Annotated in this window: 22 protein-coding genes; 17 read left to right on the top strand and 5 right to left on the bottom strand. The window is 69.6% G+C overall.

Going from position 1 to position 14,527, the window contains the following annotated elements; all coding sequences use genetic code 11:
* Positions 1–76 precede the first annotated feature (76 nt).
* The 13 genes from ACFWQG_RS13020 to ACFWQG_RS12960 all read left to right on the top strand — a co-directional run bounded on the left by ACFWQG_RS13020 (position 77) and on the right by ACFWQG_RS12960 (position 6,853).
* Positions 77–625: a hypothetical protein gene (locus ACFWQG_RS13020; protein WP_378508042.1), complete on the top strand. Its 549-nt coding sequence runs from the start codon at positions 77–79 to the stop codon at positions 623–625.
* 11 nt (positions 626–636) lie between these two features.
* On the top strand, positions 637–1,047 hold the full coding sequence (locus ACFWQG_RS13015; protein WP_378508041.1) for a DUF2744 domain-containing protein: 411 nt from the start codon (positions 637–639) through the stop codon (positions 1,045–1,047).
* Positions 1,044–1,775 (top strand): hypothetical protein, encoded by a 732-nt coding sequence (locus ACFWQG_RS13010; protein WP_378508040.1) that lies wholly within the window; start codon positions 1,044–1,046, stop codon positions 1,773–1,775. Before ACFWQG_RS13015 ends, ACFWQG_RS13010 begins: the two co-directional genes overlap by 4 nt.
* Positions 1,756–1,878 carry a hypothetical protein gene (locus ACFWQG_RS13005; protein WP_378508039.1) on the top strand — a complete coding sequence of 41 codons (123 nt, stop codon included), beginning with the start codon at positions 1,756–1,758 and terminating at the stop codon, positions 1,876–1,878. Before ACFWQG_RS13010 ends, ACFWQG_RS13005 begins: the two co-directional genes overlap by 20 nt.
* Positions 1,879–1,891: 13 nt before the next feature.
* The gene (locus ACFWQG_RS13000; protein WP_378508038.1) at positions 1,892–2,584 is read left to right on the top strand and encodes an N-acetylmuramoyl-L-alanine amidase; all 693 of its coding nucleotides are present in this window, start codon (positions 1,892–1,894) and stop codon (positions 2,582–2,584) included.
* Positions 2,584–2,823, top strand: coding sequence for a hypothetical protein (locus tag ACFWQG_RS12995; RefSeq protein WP_378508037.1), 240 nt, complete (start codon positions 2,584–2,586; stop codon positions 2,821–2,823). Before ACFWQG_RS13000 ends, ACFWQG_RS12995 begins: the two co-directional genes overlap by 1 nt.
* On the top strand, positions 2,820–3,194 hold the full coding sequence (locus tag ACFWQG_RS12990; RefSeq protein ID WP_378508036.1) for a hypothetical protein: 375 nt from the start codon (positions 2,820–2,822) through the stop codon (positions 3,192–3,194). The genes ACFWQG_RS12995 and ACFWQG_RS12990 overlap by 4 nt, the downstream gene beginning before the upstream one ends.
* Positions 3,191–3,547, top strand: a complete 357-nt coding sequence (locus ACFWQG_RS12985; RefSeq protein WP_378508035.1) for a hypothetical protein — start codon at positions 3,191–3,193, stop codon at positions 3,545–3,547. Before ACFWQG_RS12990 ends, ACFWQG_RS12985 begins: the two co-directional genes overlap by 4 nt.
* Complete coding sequence (locus tag ACFWQG_RS12980; RefSeq protein ID WP_378508034.1) at positions 3,540–5,201, top strand: hypothetical protein; 1,662 nt, start codon at positions 3,540–3,542, stop codon at positions 5,199–5,201. Before ACFWQG_RS12985 ends, ACFWQG_RS12980 begins: the two co-directional genes overlap by 8 nt.
* A complete protein-coding gene (locus tag ACFWQG_RS12975) occupies positions 5,201–5,746 on the top strand; it encodes a hypothetical protein (RefSeq protein ID WP_378508033.1) in 546 nt (181 codons plus the stop codon). The genes ACFWQG_RS12980 and ACFWQG_RS12975 overlap by 1 nt, the downstream gene beginning before the upstream one ends.
* A gap of 135 nt (positions 5,747–5,881) precedes the next feature.
* Positions 5,882–6,211 carry a hypothetical protein gene (locus ACFWQG_RS12970; protein ID WP_378508032.1) on the top strand — a complete coding sequence of 110 codons (330 nt, stop codon included), beginning with the start codon at positions 5,882–5,884 and terminating at the stop codon, positions 6,209–6,211.
* Positions 6,212–6,236: 25 nt separating this feature from the next.
* On the top strand, positions 6,237–6,641 hold the full coding sequence (locus ACFWQG_RS12965) for a hypothetical protein (RefSeq protein ID WP_378508031.1): 405 nt from the start codon (positions 6,237–6,239) through the stop codon (positions 6,639–6,641).
* A gap of 83 nt (positions 6,642–6,724) precedes the next feature.
* Positions 6,725–6,853 carry a hypothetical protein gene (locus ACFWQG_RS12960; protein WP_378508030.1) on the top strand — a complete coding sequence of 43 codons (129 nt, stop codon included), beginning with the start codon at positions 6,725–6,727 and terminating at the stop codon, positions 6,851–6,853.
* Here the strand turns inward: ACFWQG_RS12960 and ACFWQG_RS12955 are convergent.
* From ACFWQG_RS12955 to ACFWQG_RS12940, 4 genes are read right to left on the bottom strand one after another with little or no spacing between them, the layout of a single operon-like run.
* Positions 6,850–7,566, bottom strand: a complete 717-nt coding sequence (locus ACFWQG_RS12955; RefSeq protein WP_378508029.1) for a DUF2510 domain-containing protein — start codon at positions 7,564–7,566, stop codon at positions 6,850–6,852. The two genes, ACFWQG_RS12960 and ACFWQG_RS12955, sit on opposite strands and share 4 nt — an antisense overlap.
* 26 nt (positions 7,567–7,592) lie before the next feature.
* Positions 7,593–8,303: a DUF2637 domain-containing protein gene (locus ACFWQG_RS12950; RefSeq protein WP_378508028.1), complete on the bottom strand. Its 711-nt coding sequence runs from the start codon at positions 8,301–8,303 to the stop codon at positions 7,593–7,595.
* Positions 8,300–8,485, bottom strand: coding sequence for a hypothetical protein (locus ACFWQG_RS12945; protein WP_378508027.1), 186 nt, complete (start codon positions 8,483–8,485; stop codon positions 8,300–8,302). The genes ACFWQG_RS12950 and ACFWQG_RS12945 overlap by 4 nt, the downstream gene beginning before the upstream one ends.
* Positions 8,482–9,378, bottom strand: coding sequence for a hypothetical protein (locus ACFWQG_RS12940; protein WP_378508026.1), 897 nt, complete (start codon positions 9,376–9,378; stop codon positions 8,482–8,484). The genes ACFWQG_RS12945 and ACFWQG_RS12940 overlap by 4 nt, the downstream gene beginning before the upstream one ends.
* 243 nt (positions 9,379–9,621) lie before the next feature.
* Between ACFWQG_RS12940 and ACFWQG_RS12935 the strand changes: the two genes are divergently transcribed.
* Positions 9,622–10,266 carry an SDR family oxidoreductase gene (locus ACFWQG_RS12935; protein WP_378508025.1) on the top strand — a complete coding sequence of 215 codons (645 nt, stop codon included), beginning with the start codon at positions 9,622–9,624 and terminating at the stop codon, positions 10,264–10,266.
* A gap of 69 nt (positions 10,267–10,335) precedes the next feature.
* Here the strand turns inward: ACFWQG_RS12935 and ACFWQG_RS12930 are convergent, their stop codons facing one another.
* The gene (locus tag ACFWQG_RS12930; protein WP_378508024.1) at positions 10,336–11,229 is read right to left on the bottom strand and encodes a helix-turn-helix domain-containing protein; all 894 of its coding nucleotides are present in this window, start codon (positions 11,227–11,229) and stop codon (positions 10,336–10,338) included.
* Positions 11,230–11,432: 203 nt separating this feature from the next.
* On the opposite strand from ACFWQG_RS12930, the gene ACFWQG_RS12925 reads away from it, so the two are divergent.
* From ACFWQG_RS12925 to ACFWQG_RS12915, 3 genes are read left to right on the top strand one after another with little or no spacing between them, the layout of a single operon-like run.
* Positions 11,433–12,641: an acyl-CoA dehydrogenase family protein gene (locus ACFWQG_RS12925; protein WP_378508023.1), complete on the top strand. Its 1,209-nt coding sequence runs from the start codon at positions 11,433–11,435 to the stop codon at positions 12,639–12,641.
* Positions 12,642–12,652: 11 nt separating this feature from the next.
* Positions 12,653–13,660: a phosphotransferase family protein gene (locus tag ACFWQG_RS12920; protein ID WP_378508022.1), complete on the top strand. Its 1,008-nt coding sequence runs from the start codon at positions 12,653–12,655 to the stop codon at positions 13,658–13,660.
* A complete protein-coding gene (locus ACFWQG_RS12915) occupies positions 13,657–14,397 on the top strand; it encodes an SDR family NAD(P)-dependent oxidoreductase (protein WP_378508021.1) in 741 nt (246 codons plus the stop codon). The genes ACFWQG_RS12920 and ACFWQG_RS12915 overlap by 4 nt, the downstream gene beginning before the upstream one ends.
* Positions 14,398–14,527 lie beyond the last annotated feature (130 nt).

Genomic DNA, 14,527 nt, shown 5'->3' with positions numbered 1-14,527 from the left:
TCCTGTTTGTTTTTGTTGGTCGTTTCCTCCCCTCCCCTCCCCCCCCCCCCCCCCCCGACCCCACAAGGCCAACGAGTTGATCTCCGCCGCCGTCCAGGCGTTGGGTGATGCGCTGGCCGCGATCCCGTTCGTGCCACCCCTCGGCGGTGCTGCGGACGCGCTGCTGAAGCCGTTCTACGAGGACACGATCCTCGCGTTCATGACCGTGTACCTGGTCAACCGGTCCGCGCACCTGTCGGACATGAGCCTGTACGAGATGTGGGTGGACGGCGCGGACCAGGCGTTCACTCTGTCGGCCACGCTCGTGCTGCGCGAGGCAATGAAGGCAACCGAGACGAAGTACTCGGCGGACATGGAGATCATCGACATGGCGCCGTGGTGCGTCGGAGCCAAGGGGCACGGGCATTTCGACCTCGGCAACCGGATCCTCGTACAGACCGAGGGCGACAAGTCCGGCCGCATCGAGGCGCCGCGCGTGAAGTCGCTACGCCTGTCCGCATCGCCAGGGAAGGCGCCGGCGTTCGAGGTCAAGCTCGGGTCGAAGGACCCCGTCGACGCGTTCGCACAGGTCTTAAAGCGCATCCAAAAGCTCGTTTCGGGCCTTAAAGCTATGGGACTCATCTAGAGGGGGATACTTTGCGCGACAACGAATTACCGACCATCGACAAGTGCGACCTGTCCGACCCGGAGGAGGTGTTCCTCTGGACGTACCTTGGCCTTCCGGATGTGATCGGTGCGCCGCTGGTGTGGCCGATCCCGTTCTGGCGGAAGGTGTCCAAGCATCAGATCGACTGCGGCCTGATGCTGCAATGCCCGTCGTGCGGGCACCGTGAGCCGCCGAAGATCAAGTACAGGATCGACGCCACCGAGGACCTGATGATGGGCGGTGGGGGTCGGTGGGTTCCGGCGGATGAGCCGGACCCGGAGCGGGACATCCTCGCTGAGCGGTTGGACGCGATCCGCCCGGACCTTCAGCGCGCCATGCTCGCCCGGCTGCGCGAGAAGTTCCCCGACGACGACGCGCTGCGTGATGGGGGTGGGTCGTGACGGTTCCTGGTGGCGACTACCCGGATGGCACGTTCGGTGACGACCTGTCAGGCCTGGACGGGCTGAATGAGGCGGCGTGGCGGCAGCAGAAGCTGGGGACGCTCCAGGGGTTCGACGACTCGCACGCCGGGTTCAAGCCGACCATCGACAACGCCGCGAAGGTGCCAAGCCTTGTCGACGGTCAGACCGCCCTGGAGCACCGAGCAGACCTCCTGGAGGGCGTTGTCGGGTACTGCTCACTCGTCCAGTCGAAGAACTGGAGCATCCCGGGCGGTGGATCCCCGAAGAAGTTGCCGTTCGACTTCCAGGTCGGCCCCGCTGTCGGCGCGTCGCCATCCAACGGTGGAATCCGTATGCACGAGAAGGGTCTATGGCGGATCGACACGCTCATCACGTTTGATCGGGCGCCGAACTTCACCGTTAACACGGTTGCGATCATCGGCGTGGTGGCCGACAACTCCGGCGGAGCCGTGTACAGCCAGAAGCACTTCTATCGAACCGTGTCTGGCTCCATCGACCCACAGGCGGTGTTCTTCTCGCACACCCTGGTGATCCCGGATGACAACAAGTACACCGCCTACATCTACGTGGGGCAGACGGGCGCAGGCGCCGGATACAAGGCGTTCGGCGGGACTATGTATTCCGCACTGTCCGTGAACAAGTGGGACAACCGGACGATCAACAGCAACGCTCCAGGAACGGTGCCCGATGGCGGAAGCCTCAGCTAAGGGCACCGGCTTCCGGGTGACGCAGCTCAGCCACTCCACCGACCACCCGCAGCCCGGATACAACGACACCATCCCCAACGGCGGCACCCTACCCGCAGCCTAGGAGGCGAAACCCTATGACCTACTACGACGTTGACTGGTCCAGTCGATTCGACTTCGGCGGCCCACGATCACTCGGGATGCTTCGTGGCGTGTGCCTGCACACCAGTGAGGGCAACCCGAACATCGGCGCGGAAGGGCTCGCGAACTATCAGCTCACCAGCCGGACCGGCTCGTACCACGTCATCGTGGACCTGTCGGGTAAGCGCCTGCGCGAGAACACGGACGACTGGGTCACCTGGTCGTCCGGCAACAAGGGCAACGACATCCTCGTGCACCTGTGCTTCACGGCGCGGGCGGACTGGTCGCGTGAGCAATGGCTCGCGCAGGACCGAATGCTGCGCGCCGCTGCCACGGTGGTGGCGCACTGGTGCAGCACGTACCGGTGGCCCGCCCGATCCGTGAACGTCGCCGGGCTGCCCGGCATCACCACGCACGACGCGACGAGGGCATGGGGCGGAACTGATCACACCGATCCCGGCCCGAACTTCCCGCACGACGTGTTCGAGCGGATGGTCGCCGACGCCATGAACCCGACACCGACGCCTGGAGGCGGCATGAATCACGATCAGGACATTCGCGCACAACTGACCGGCTCCCCGAACCTCGGCGAGTACCCGGGGTGGCCGCAGCTTGGCGGCCGGACGGTCGTGGATGCGCTCGCCGCGATCGGGCACAAGCTCGGCATCGACGGATTCGAGGCGAAGTGATGGGCGACCACTCGAAGGACGACGTCGGCGGGGTTGGGCAGTGGCTCACCCCCGCGCGCCGCACCTGGCTGTACCGCGTCATCACTGCTCTCGCACCGTGTCTCGTGGCGCTGGGGGTGGCCGCGCAGGGTGACGTGCAGATGTGGCTGCTCCTCGTCGCCGCGATGCTCGGCGTCGGCGGGTCCGGTGTCGCCGTGGCGAACGTGTCCATCGGCCCTCGGGATGGGGGTCGCGGGTGACGGTGCTTGCCGCGCTCGGCCCGCTCGGTATCGGCGTCATCGTCGCCGCGGTGGTCGGCGGACTGTTCGCGTTCCGCAAGACCCGCGCCGACGCCCACAAGGCGACCGCGGAAGGCGAGAAAGCCGAAGCCGACGCCGCCGAAAAGCTAACGCAGATCGCACTCAGCCTGGTCGAGCCGACCAACCGGGAACTCGCCGCGGTCCGCCGCGACCTCGACGCCCACAAACAGTCGGACGCGGATGCGCGGGAGGCACGGAAGGTCGCGGCCGTCGAGCATATGGCGTGGGACATCCAAGCGGCAGAGCAGATCCGCGCACTGGGCGGTGACATCGACAACCCGCCACCACTGTATGAGGGGGACCACCTATGAGCACCCTGGATCCGTGGGGCTACGAGCCGCAGAAGAAGGACATGCACGTCAACGGCCGGTCCGACTTCATCCAGCCGATCCTGTTCCGGTACCCGCCCGGGCACGCGCAGGCTGGGGAGCCATGGACGCCGCCCGCGGGGACGACCGCCTACTTCCTGATCGGCGTGCTCGACGGTACCGAGCAGCGGTACAACGCGGTGATCTCCGGCGATTCGGCGATGGTGCGGATCGAGTCGGAGGTGGCGGACCTGATCCCGGCGCGGGCGCCGCAACGCTTCTATGTGTCGCTGCCGGGGACGCCGAACAGCAACGAGTACATGCTGACGAAGGGGAAGGTGGTGCGGCATGACTGACTACATGGGCGCACCGGTCGTGGTGAACGCGCCGCAGATCCCGGCTGGCCTGATTCTGCCGGTGCAGGGCCGCGACGGCACGAGCATCACCATCGAGGGTGTCGTCGCGACGTACGCGGACCTGCCGTCCGGGCTTGGCCTGGCGGACCGCGGCGCCCTGTACATCGTGCAGGCGGACACCCTCGGCTACGTCTGGAGCGGTGTGTCGTGGCCGGCGGACGGGCAGGGTGTGGAGATCCGCGGCCCACAAGGCAACTCGGTCACGAGCGTCGCGGTCAGCGGGACGTCGCTGGTGTTCTCCTTCGCGGAGGGTCCGACGCAGTCGGTGCCCGTCCCGGCGCTGGTGCAGGCGGCGGCGGATGCCGCGGCAGCACAGGCGGCGCGCGCGGGCGCGGAGTCTGCCCGTGATGCTGCGGACGTGTCGGAGGCGGCAGCGGGCAGCTCGGCGACCGCGGCCGCCGGGTCCGCTACCGCAGCGTCGACCGCGAAGACCGGCGCCGAGACAGCGAAGACCGCGGCCGAGACCGCACGCGACGACGCCGACGCATCGGAAGCGGCAGCGCTCGCAGCGAAGGGATCCGCGGAAGCAGCCGCCACCGCGGCCGCCGGGTCCGCCTCTGCCGCCGCGACATCCGAGTCGACCGCGACCGGTGCCGCGGCGACCGCGACCGCGGACGCCACCAGCGCCGCCGGGTCCGCGACCGCAGCAGCCAGCTCGGCGGCCGCGGCTGCGCAGGACGCCGACGACGCCGACGCGGCCCGGATCCTCGCCGAGCAGGCCGCGGAGGACGCGCAAGGCGCGGGCGGCGTCCCGACGACGCGGCAGGTGATCGCCGGGACCGGGCTCGCCGGGGGTGGCGCGCTCGGGTCGGACGTCACCCTCACCCTGTCGGCGGGCACGCAGGCATCACTCACGCTGGCCGGGTCCGCGTCCCAGCCCGGGCACACGCACGTGATGGCCGACATCACCGACCTGTCGGACTCCCTGATCGCGGCTTTCGACGGGAAGGTCGACAAGACCTCGATCGGGCAGCCTGACGGGGTCGCACCGCTCGACTCGTCGGCGAAGATCCCGGCCGTGCACCTCCCGTCGTACGTCGACGACGTCCTCGAATTCGCCACCGTCACAGCACTGCCCGCGACCGGGGAGGCCGGGAAGATCTACACGACGCTGGACACGAACCGGATCTACCGCTGGTCCGGGTCCGCATACGTGGAGATCGCGGCGTCTCCGGGCAGCACGGACGCGGTACCGGAAGGGACGCTAAACCGGTACTACACCGACGTGCGGGCCCGCGCTGCGATGGTCGGATCCACCCCGTTCGATGTCGGGTTTGTGCACACCGGCGACGCGGCCCGGAAGGTCGGGCTGGGTGGCAACGCGGCCGGGATCCGCATCCCCCGCAGCGTGACGTTCTCGTCGCTGCTCGTCGAGTTCGCGACCCCGGACGCGTCCGGGACGTCGACGGTCGTGGTGAAGCGCAACGGCACCGCTGTGGCGGGCACGTCCGTGTCGATCACCGGCGGCAACACGTCCGGCGGGGCCTCGGGGCCGTGGACGTTCGCGGCCCTCGACCAGCTGACGGTGGAGATCACCGCGGTCGGCGGTACGCCAGGCAAGGGCTGCGTCGTCAACCTGACGGGGGTCTGCTGATGGTGTACCTGCATGTCCCGGCGCTCGACGCGGGAGCCCAGTACGCGGACGACTTCAACCGGGCAGACGGCGCGATCGGCGGCGGGTGGGTCGGGGGTACCTCCGCGTGGCTCATCGCGGCGAACGCGACCAGATCGGGTACCGCGTTCAGCGCCTACATCGTGTGGCCGGAACCCTGCGCAACGCAGGATCAGTTCTCGCAGGCGCGGATCCTGAACGGCGGTACGTCCGGCTATCACGGGCTGATGGTCCGCGCGAACCTCGCCGCGACGACCGGTGTCATCGGGTGGTGCCGCACCAACGGTGACTGGGCACTCGGCTCGACCAGCCTCGGGTTCGTCCGGTCCGGCACCATCGCGGCGCCCGGTGCCAGCGCGATCGTCCGCCTCGAGGCATCGGGCAGCACGGCCAGGCTGTATGTCAACGGCAGCCTGGTCGACTCGATCACGGTCAGCGAGTCCGGCGCGCACGTCGGCATGGCTGGTTCCAACACGAACGGCCCGGGCGGCGCGATGCTCGACGACTGGAAGGGCGGCGACCTGTGACGACCCGAGCTCTCTCTCGGGCTGACGCCCGGCGGGCGGGGGCGTGATGGTCTACATCTACGTCCCCGCCACAGCTGCGGCAGTGCCGATGGGAATCCTCAAGGCAGGCAACCACGTCCTGACGAGAACGCGTGGATGCAGGTCACCGGCTGGACCCCCGACCCTGCGTACCCCGAAACCGTGCTGGCTGCGGACGGGATCGAATCGTCCGGTCCGGTCACTGTGACGGCCACCTACACGGTGGTCGGCAGCCCAGCTGTGAACTACATCAAGGCGATCCGGGTACTCGCGGACGGCGTCGTCGTCGGGGAAGTGTCGGCCAGCGACCGCGACCGGGTCCGCACCGTCACGGCGACGGTCAACCACGCAGCGCGCATAGAGATGTGGGCGCTAATCGACGCTGGCACCGCGAACAACCGCACGATCGCCGAGACCGGCACGTTCATGCACTGCACCCCGCTCTAGCAGGCCACCTCGGCGGGGTGGCGTGATGGTGTACATCTACGTGCCCGCCGTCGACGGGTTCACCACCCAGGGCGCCTACCTCGCCGCGGACCTGCCGGTGGGTCCGTACGCGGAGGTGTTCGCTACGCCGCTCGCCCCGCTGCCGGACTACTCGGGAACGCAGGCCAGCGGGACCACCCTCACCGTTGCTGGCGGTGGTCCGGCGACGATCGCCGCGACGTTCCAACAGATCAGTTCCTGGATGAGTGTCCGGCTGTACATCAACGGCACCCGAGTGGCGACCGGCGCCAACGAGCAGGCGACCGTGTCGTGGACCGGCATCCTCGCTGACGGCGACCTGGTGCAGATGGCGCTGTATCGCGACGTCGGCGGAAGTCTCACCGTTCAGGCTGGCACGACGAACGTGACGATCACCATCACCCCTGCATGACGAAGGCGCCCCACCCTCGATTGAGGGTGGGGCGCCTTTGTCGTACATGGAACCGACCGCCCCCGCGCCGCGTCCAACCGCACATGGACGACGACTACGACGACACCGCGCTCCGCCACGCCGACGGCCTGCCGCCGCGACCGGGCGAGCACGCCACCTACGCCGCGTTGGACCTGGTCGCGTGGGAGCTGGAGATGCTGCGGGAGGACTAGTTCCTGGTCAGGTTCGCCACGCAGTTGTCGACCGCCTGGATCCGCTCGTCGTCGGGGAAGATGCGCAGTCGATCGCTCGCCTTCGACCAGCTCGTCGTCTTCCGTGCGCCGCCTGTGGACGAGTACGGAATGGTGTCGATGACCCAGACGTCCGACCGGTTCTCAAACTTCCCGTCAGGGCGCACGGTCGACGCGCCGTAGAACACCACACCGTCGTCGATGATCATCTGCGTGTTAGCCAGCGTCAGTGACCCGTCGAGCAGCCCGCTGCCGATCATCGCGTCGTAGCGCGGCTCGCCCGGCTGGCATCGCGGATCGGACGTGTAGTCGACCGGGGGTCGCGCGGGCACGGCGGAGGTCGGGGCTGCCGACGCGGGCGCCGCAGGTGCAGCTACGGGTGTCGTCGCGGCCACAGGGCGAGTCGTCGAGGTCGGCGTCGCAGCCCCCTCTGCAGCCACCTCCTCCTTCTCGCTGTCGCCGAAGACTGCGCCGCACCCGGCCAGCGCCACGAACGCGCCGACCACTCCGATGGCCGCCTTCTGCCAGATCGGCATCTTCCGCTTGGCCGGCGGCGGAGGCGGCGCGTCCACCTGTCCCCACTGCTGGCCGTCCCAGTAGCGTCGCGAGTTCGAGCCGTCAGGATTCGGGTACCACCCGGGAGTCGTCATGGCCGGGATTGTCGCACCCCGCGCCGACGCGGCCGCGCCCGTCATGCGATCGACGGACGCGGCCCGGCGCGTCACCCCGCGGCGCTGACCGTCGCGAGCGCGGGTGCTGCGTCGGCAGCGCGCCACCGTCGCACGCTCGCCTCGCTGGTGCCGACGGCCGCCGCGGCGGCGCGGTTCGACATGCCCTCGTCGATGAGCTCAAGGGCGCGGCGCCGCATCTCGTCGCGCGGCACGGTCACGGCCGCGACGGTCTGCGGCACGTCGAAGAGCGCGGCGTCGTCGTGCGTCGCGGTGCGTCGCGGCTGGTCAGCGTCGGTGTCGCGCGCAGGCGCCTCGAGGGATTCGGTGTCCGCGACAGGCGCGACCTCGGCCGGTGCGTCATCGGCCAGCGGCGTCTCGACGTCGTGCGTCGCCGCTGCGTCGCGGTGCAGCTGCACAGCGAGGTGCGGCGCGACGAGCAGGCACAGCGGCGGCACGACCGCGACGGCCGCGCCAGCCCACCCGGGCAGCGGGCCCGCGGGCAGGAGGTGCGCCGCGGCGCCCGCGACGATCGACACGGCGGTCGACGCGGCGAGCAGCGACCAGGCGTAGGTGCGCGACGCGCGCAGTCGCATCACCGCGGCGGTCGCGACGACAGCGAGCCCGTCGACGGCGAGCGGCCAGACGTGCGCCATCGTCGGCGAGTAGCCGGCGCGCGCCGCGAGCGCGGCAAGGTTGGAGTACGACAGCGCGAACGCGAGCGCGGCGATGACGTAGGTGCAGGCGGCGGCGAAGCGGGTCACGAGCGGGCTCCTTCGGTGGCGCGGGCGGTGGTGGCGAGGCGGCGCAGGTCGTCCTGCAGGGCCCAGAGGGCGCGGGCGTAGGCGCGGGCCGTGGTGAACTCGGGGTCGCGGTCGTGCAGCTCGTCGGTCAGGCGAGTCTCCGACGCGGCGAGGAGTGCGTCGAGCTGGTCGGCGATGCTCATGCGCGTGCCGCCTTCTCGCGGGCGAACAGCTCGCGGATGCTGGGCCGGGTCCGGGCGGGCTGGTCGTGGGTGCAGCGGGTCGGGACGTCGGCAGGGATGAACCCCTGGTCGTCGCAGCGGGCGCAGGCGTCGATGACGGCGTACCGGGCGGCCCGGGCGTCGTCCTCGTCGGAGCGGCGGGCCTCGATCACGCGAGCCTTCTCGGCGACCTGACGCTCGTCGTGGGCCCGCCGCGCATCGCCACACGGACCGCAGGGTGCCGTCGTGCCGTCGGGGTGGCGCGGGCAGTGCCGGGACGCAGCGCCGACCGTGGCGACCGCGTCAGCGGGTGCCGGGTCGAATGAAGGCTTGAGGGTGGGGGAGGTCTCAGCGTCGCGCTGGTGACGTTCCCGGCTGAGGTGACCCCCCTCTTCTTCTTGATCTTCTAGAAGAGATCTTCTTATGGTGCCCAATTTTTGAGCACTGGGATGCACAATTTCTGCGCACTGCGGTGCACCATTTTCGTGCACGGCAGGTGTTGACTCTGCGCAATTTTTGGGCACTTTACGGGGCGTGGTGTCAGCGAGCAGCGCGGCCCGCTCCTCGGTCGTGAACCCGGTGTCCGAGACGATCAGGGACTCGCTCGCGGCCCGTCCACGCGTGCCGCCCAGGAGCGGGATGCGCACGGCGTACCCGAGCTCGACGAGGATGGAGACGGCCTTGGTGACGGTGTTGCGGCTCAAGCCGATGGCGTCCGCGATGCGACCGAAGGTGAGCTTCCAGCCGCTCTCGTGGCTGAGGATGTAGCACGCGACGCGGTGCGCGGAGACGGGGATGCTGGCCCGCATGAAGTCGTTGCAGATCTGGGTGTAACCGGACTCTGGGCGGCTGTACCGCTGGATGGTGATGCTCACAGGGCGCCGCCGGTGGCGCGCGGGGCGGACAGAATCTCGCCCGAGATATGGGTATGCTCTTGCATGTCGAACTCCTCTTTAGTTCGGCCACGCCCCGGGAGTGTTAGCGCACTCGCCGGGGTCTTTCTGTAGTTGTCGAGGACGACTGTACATCCTCGGTCCCGCACTGGTCCCGCACGGCGGGCAACAGCCTGTCGTAATCAGTGAATGGTGCGAATGGTGGCAACGCCGTGAACTGGGCTGATGGAAATCGGCAGGCCGAGACGACGGGTGGACAAGATGTTCGTCAATATGACCGTCGACCAGTGGGACGACGTCATGCGCGTGCACCTGCGCGGCACCTTCGCCCCGTCGCAGCACGCCGCCTCGTACTGGCGGCAGCAGAGCAAGGCGGGGACGCCGGTCGCGCACCCGCGGATCATCAATACCTCGTCGCCGTCGGGGCTGTACGGCAACCTGGGCCAGACCAACTACGGCGCCGCGAAGGCGGGCATCGCCGCGTTCACCGTGATCCTCGCCGACGAACTCGCCCGGCTCGGCGTCACGGTCAACGCGATCGCCCCCACCGCCCTGACCCAGATGACCGCGGGGCTCGACGGATTCGTCGCCGCGGCCGAGGCGGAGAAGGAGCGGACCGGATTCGACGCGGCAGCGCCGGGGAACATCTCGCCGACCGTCGTGTGGCTCGGATCCCCGGAGGCGGACGGCGTCACCGGTCGGATCTTCAACGTGCACGGCGGTTCGATCAGCGTCGCCGAGACGTGGGTCGCGGGTCCCGGCGTCTCGAAGAACGAGCGCTGGGATCCGGCCGAGCTCGGCGAGATCATTCCGGCGCTCGTCGCGCAGGCCCGCCCGAACTCGACCATGGCGGGCAACCCCCGCTCCTGACCGACCCGCCACCGTTGAACGGGGGTTCATGTGTCATTCGCTCGACGTGGGTGGCACATGAACCCCCGTTCAACGTGTGTGCCCGAGTAGGTTCAGCGCAAACTGTGCGTACTCGGCGGCGATCTGTTCGGGTGTCACCGGTCCGTCCGCGCGGAACCACTGCGGCAGCGACGTGCACATCGTCGCGATGGCCCGGCCCGCGTCGCGTGGATGGGCGGTGGTCAGGCCGCCGTCCCGGACGGCCGCATCGATCTGCTCGTCGAGGAGATACTGAATCTGGTTGCGGGACTCGGTGATTCGGATCCGGTCCGGGTCTTCGATGCTCCGCATCTCGCTGGCGCCGATGAACGCGAGGGACCGCCGGTGGGTGTGGAAAAGGGCGAGGGCCTCCACGATCAGGGCGACCCGCTCCGTCGCGGTACCGCCCTCGGCGCTGGCCGCGCGGACCCGCCAATGCAACTCGTCCATCGTCAGGTCGAGGGCGCGCACCAGCAGCGCCTGTTTGTCCCGGTAGTGGTGGTAGACGCCGGGGACGCTCATGCCGGCCCGCCGTGCGAGGGAGCGGACGGTCGCGCCGTGATAGCCGGTCTCGACGAATGCGTCGATGGCCGCCGCGAGCACGGGGTCGATCCGTAGCGGCGGAAAGACCCGCCACTGCTCGCCGGCCGGGGCCGTCGCCCGCTCGGCGCCCGGCGCTCGACGCGGGGCCGGGCCGACGTCGGTGGCGGCACCGCGCGGAGCATCCGCCCCGGGGTGCTCGCCGACCAGCCTGGCCACCGACGTCCCGAGGGCGTCGGCGATCGCGCGGATCCGGTCGACGCTGACCCCCGTCCGACCGTTCTCGATGGCGCTGATCGTGGCGGCGCTGACACCGAGCCGGCGCGCCAGCTCGCGGACCGACAGGCCGCGCTCGAGGCGGGCGGCCCGGATCAGCTCGGCCGGCGTGATCGGTGTCTCGCCCACCGGCAACCTCCTCGTTCTCGTTCGATCATCGGAGATATTCAGAATTACTGAACACTACTGATGCTATCAGGGAATCTGAACGGGCCAGCGCGGCGCGACCACCAGGAACATGGCAGGGCTTGACCGAATCTGGGCCGTTGTGACACCTTGATCGGCAAGCCGAGCGATCGCTCGGATTCCGGACCGATCGAGGAGGGTTGCTCGTGGCGATCGATCTGACCCACGCGCCCGACGTGCAGGCGCTCGTTGAGCGCACCCGTGCGTTCACCCGCGACCACATCCTGCCCATCGAGGACAAGCACGGCGGCGACATCACGGCCGCGGGTGGCGACGCGATCCGGGCGACGATGCAGCAGGCGGCGAGGGACGCGGGCGTGTTCGCGCCGCACGCGCCGATCGAGTTCGGTGGCCACGGCCTGAGCATGTCGGACCGGGCGCCGGTGTTCGAGGAAGCCGGCTACTCCCTGTTCGGGCCGACCGCCCTGAACATCGCCGCCCCCGACGAGGGCAACGTGCACATGCTCGCGCACATCGCCGACCCGGAGCAGCGGGAGCAGTACCTCGCCCCACTCGCCCGCGGCGACGTCCGGTCCGCATTCGCGATGACCGAGCCTGCGCCCGGCGCTGGCTCGGATCCATCGGCACTGACCACCCGGGCCGACAGGTCCGACGGCGGCTGGCGAATCAACGGCCACAAGTGGTTCATCACCGGAGCCGACGGTGCCGGCTTCTTCATCATCTTCGCCCGCACCGCCGGTGAGCCCGGTGACCGTGGCGGTGCCACGATGTTCCTTGCCCCCGCCGACACGGCGGGGATCCGGGTCGGGCGACACATCGACACGCTGGACACGTCGATGCTCGGCGGGCACTGCGAGGTTGCCTTCGAGGACGTCTTCGTCCCGGATTCCGCGGTCCTCGGCGAGGTGGACCGCGGCTTCGAGTACGCGCAGGTCCGACTCGGCCCGGCGCGGATGACGCACGTAATGCGGTGGCTCGGCGCCGCCCGCCGCGGCCACGACGTCGCGGTCGATTACGTCGCGCGGCGGGAGGGGTTCGGCGCCAGGATCGGTGATCTCGGGATGGTGCAGCAGATGGTGGCGGACAACGAGATCGACATCGCCGCGACGCGGGCACTGCTCACCCGCGCCTGCTGGGAACTCGACCAGGGTGACAGGGCGGCGAACGCGACCGCCATCGCCAAGACCTATGCGGCCGAGGCGATCTTCCGGATCGTCGACCGCAGCATTCAGATGTGCGGTGGCATGGGGGTGTCCGCGGACCTGCCGCTCGCACGGCTGTCCCGTGAGGTGCGCCCCTTCCGGGTGTACGACGGTCCGTCCGAGGTGCACCGCTGGGCGCTGGCCAAGCGGGTCGTCGGCGCAGCGAAGCGCGCCGGATTGGAGTCGCGATGAGTCTTCCAGGCATGAATGTCACCGCACTGCAGCGGTTTCTGGTTGACAGCGGTGTCGACGTCGTCGGGGACCTGACGGTCGACCTGGTCAGTGGGGGGCGTTCGAACCTCACCTTCAGGGCGTCCGACGGTCGCAGCACCTGGATCGTGCGGCGCCCACCGACCAGCGGGTTGACCCCGTCCGCGCACGACATGGCGCGGGAGTTCCGGGTGACCCGGGCACTGCAGGACTCCGCGGTTCCGGTGGCCCGCACCGTGGCGTTCGACGAGTCGGGCACGGCCCTCGGTGCGCAGATGACGGTGGTCGAGTTCGTCGACGGGCGCGTCATCCGAGACCAGGACGATCTCGATACGCTGTCCGACACCGAGGTTCGCGGCTCGACGCATGCCCTGGTCCGGGTGCTCGCCGATCTGCACGCGGTGGACCACCGGTCCGTCGGACTCGGCGAGTTCGGTCGCCCGGACGGGTTCGTCGCGCGCCAGGTCGCACTGTGGGCCGGGCAGTGGGAGCGGGTCAAGACCCGCGAACTTCCCGACGTCGCGGTACTGCACGCCAAGCTCGCCGAGGCGATCCCGGCCACCACCGCCGCGTCGATCGTGCACGGCGACTTCCGGATCGACAACACCATCCTCGACACCGAGGACGCGACGAGCATCCGTGCGGTCGTGGACTGGGAGATGTCCACCCTCGGTGATCCGCTGACCGACGCCGCGCTGATGTGCGTCTACCGGGCACCGGTTTTCGACCTGGTGCTCGGCTCCCGCGCGGCCTGGACCAGTCCGCGGCTGCCCAGCGCCGACGATCTCGCGCAGATCTACGCGACCGCCTCGGGACGCGACCTCGGCGACTGGAACTTCTATCTGGCGCTCGCGAATTTCAAGCTCGGCGTCATCGGCGAGGGCATCACACACCGGGCCAGGCAGGGGTCGGACGCGGGGGGCGGCGCGATGCGCGCTGCCGAGGCGACCGGTGAGTTCATGGCCGCCGGGCTGCGCGCCCTCGCCGGGGTGTCGGCGTGAGCGCCCCGACCGCGCTTGTCACCGGTGCCTCCCGGGGGATCGGCCTCGGGATCGCGACTCGACTTGCCTCCCAGGGCTATTCGCTGTCGATCAGTGCCCGCGACGAGCAACGCCTTGACGAGGTGGCGGCGGGCCTGCGGGCGGCGGGGGCGCCGCGGGTGCTCGCGGTGGCGGGCGACATGGCGGACCCGACGGCGATCGAGCGGCTCACCGCTCGGCATGCCGAGGAGCTGGGGCCGATGAAGGCGTTGATCGTCAACGCTGGTGTCGGAACGGCGGGCACCGTCGCGGACTTCCCGATGCGACGCTTCGACAAGACCCTGGACGTCAACCTGCGGGCGCCGTTCCTGCTCCTGCAGCAGTGCCTGCCGCTGCTGCGGGCGGGTGCGACCGCCGACCCGGGGCGGGGTGCGAAGGTGATCGCGCTGTCGTCGATCACCGGGGTCTACGCCGAATCGGGCCTCGCCGTCTACGGCGCGACGAAGGCCGCGCTGATCTCGCTGGTGGCAACGCTGAATGCGGAGGAGTCCGGCAACGGGGTCAGCGCGACGGCGATCTCGCCCGCGTACGTCGACACCGACATGAGCGCGTGGATCCGTGACCGGATTCCGGCCGAGGAGATGATCGAGGTCGACGACATCGTGGAGCTGGTCGACTCCCTGCTGCGGTTGTCGGCGCGTGCGGTGGTGCCGAACCTGGTGGTCACGCGCGCCGGGACGGACGGGCTCCGGGCCTGAACCGGGCACGTGCGCGACGGCTGTTCGCGGGGTTTGGCTAATCGCCAGACAACTGCCGCTTGATGAGGCCGGGTCACGATCTGTGACCCGGCCACAATCATTCTGTTACCAGGTAGGATTGTCCGGTTTG

Source organism: Rhodococcus sp. NPDC058532 (assembly GCF_042719255.1).
In the GTDB taxonomy this organism is placed as follows: domain Bacteria; phylum Actinomycetota; class Actinomycetes; order Mycobacteriales; family Mycobacteriaceae; genus Rhodococcus_G.
The sequence above is the reverse complement of the archived record's forward strand: the minus strand, read 5'-3'. Positions and strand labels throughout refer to the sequence as shown.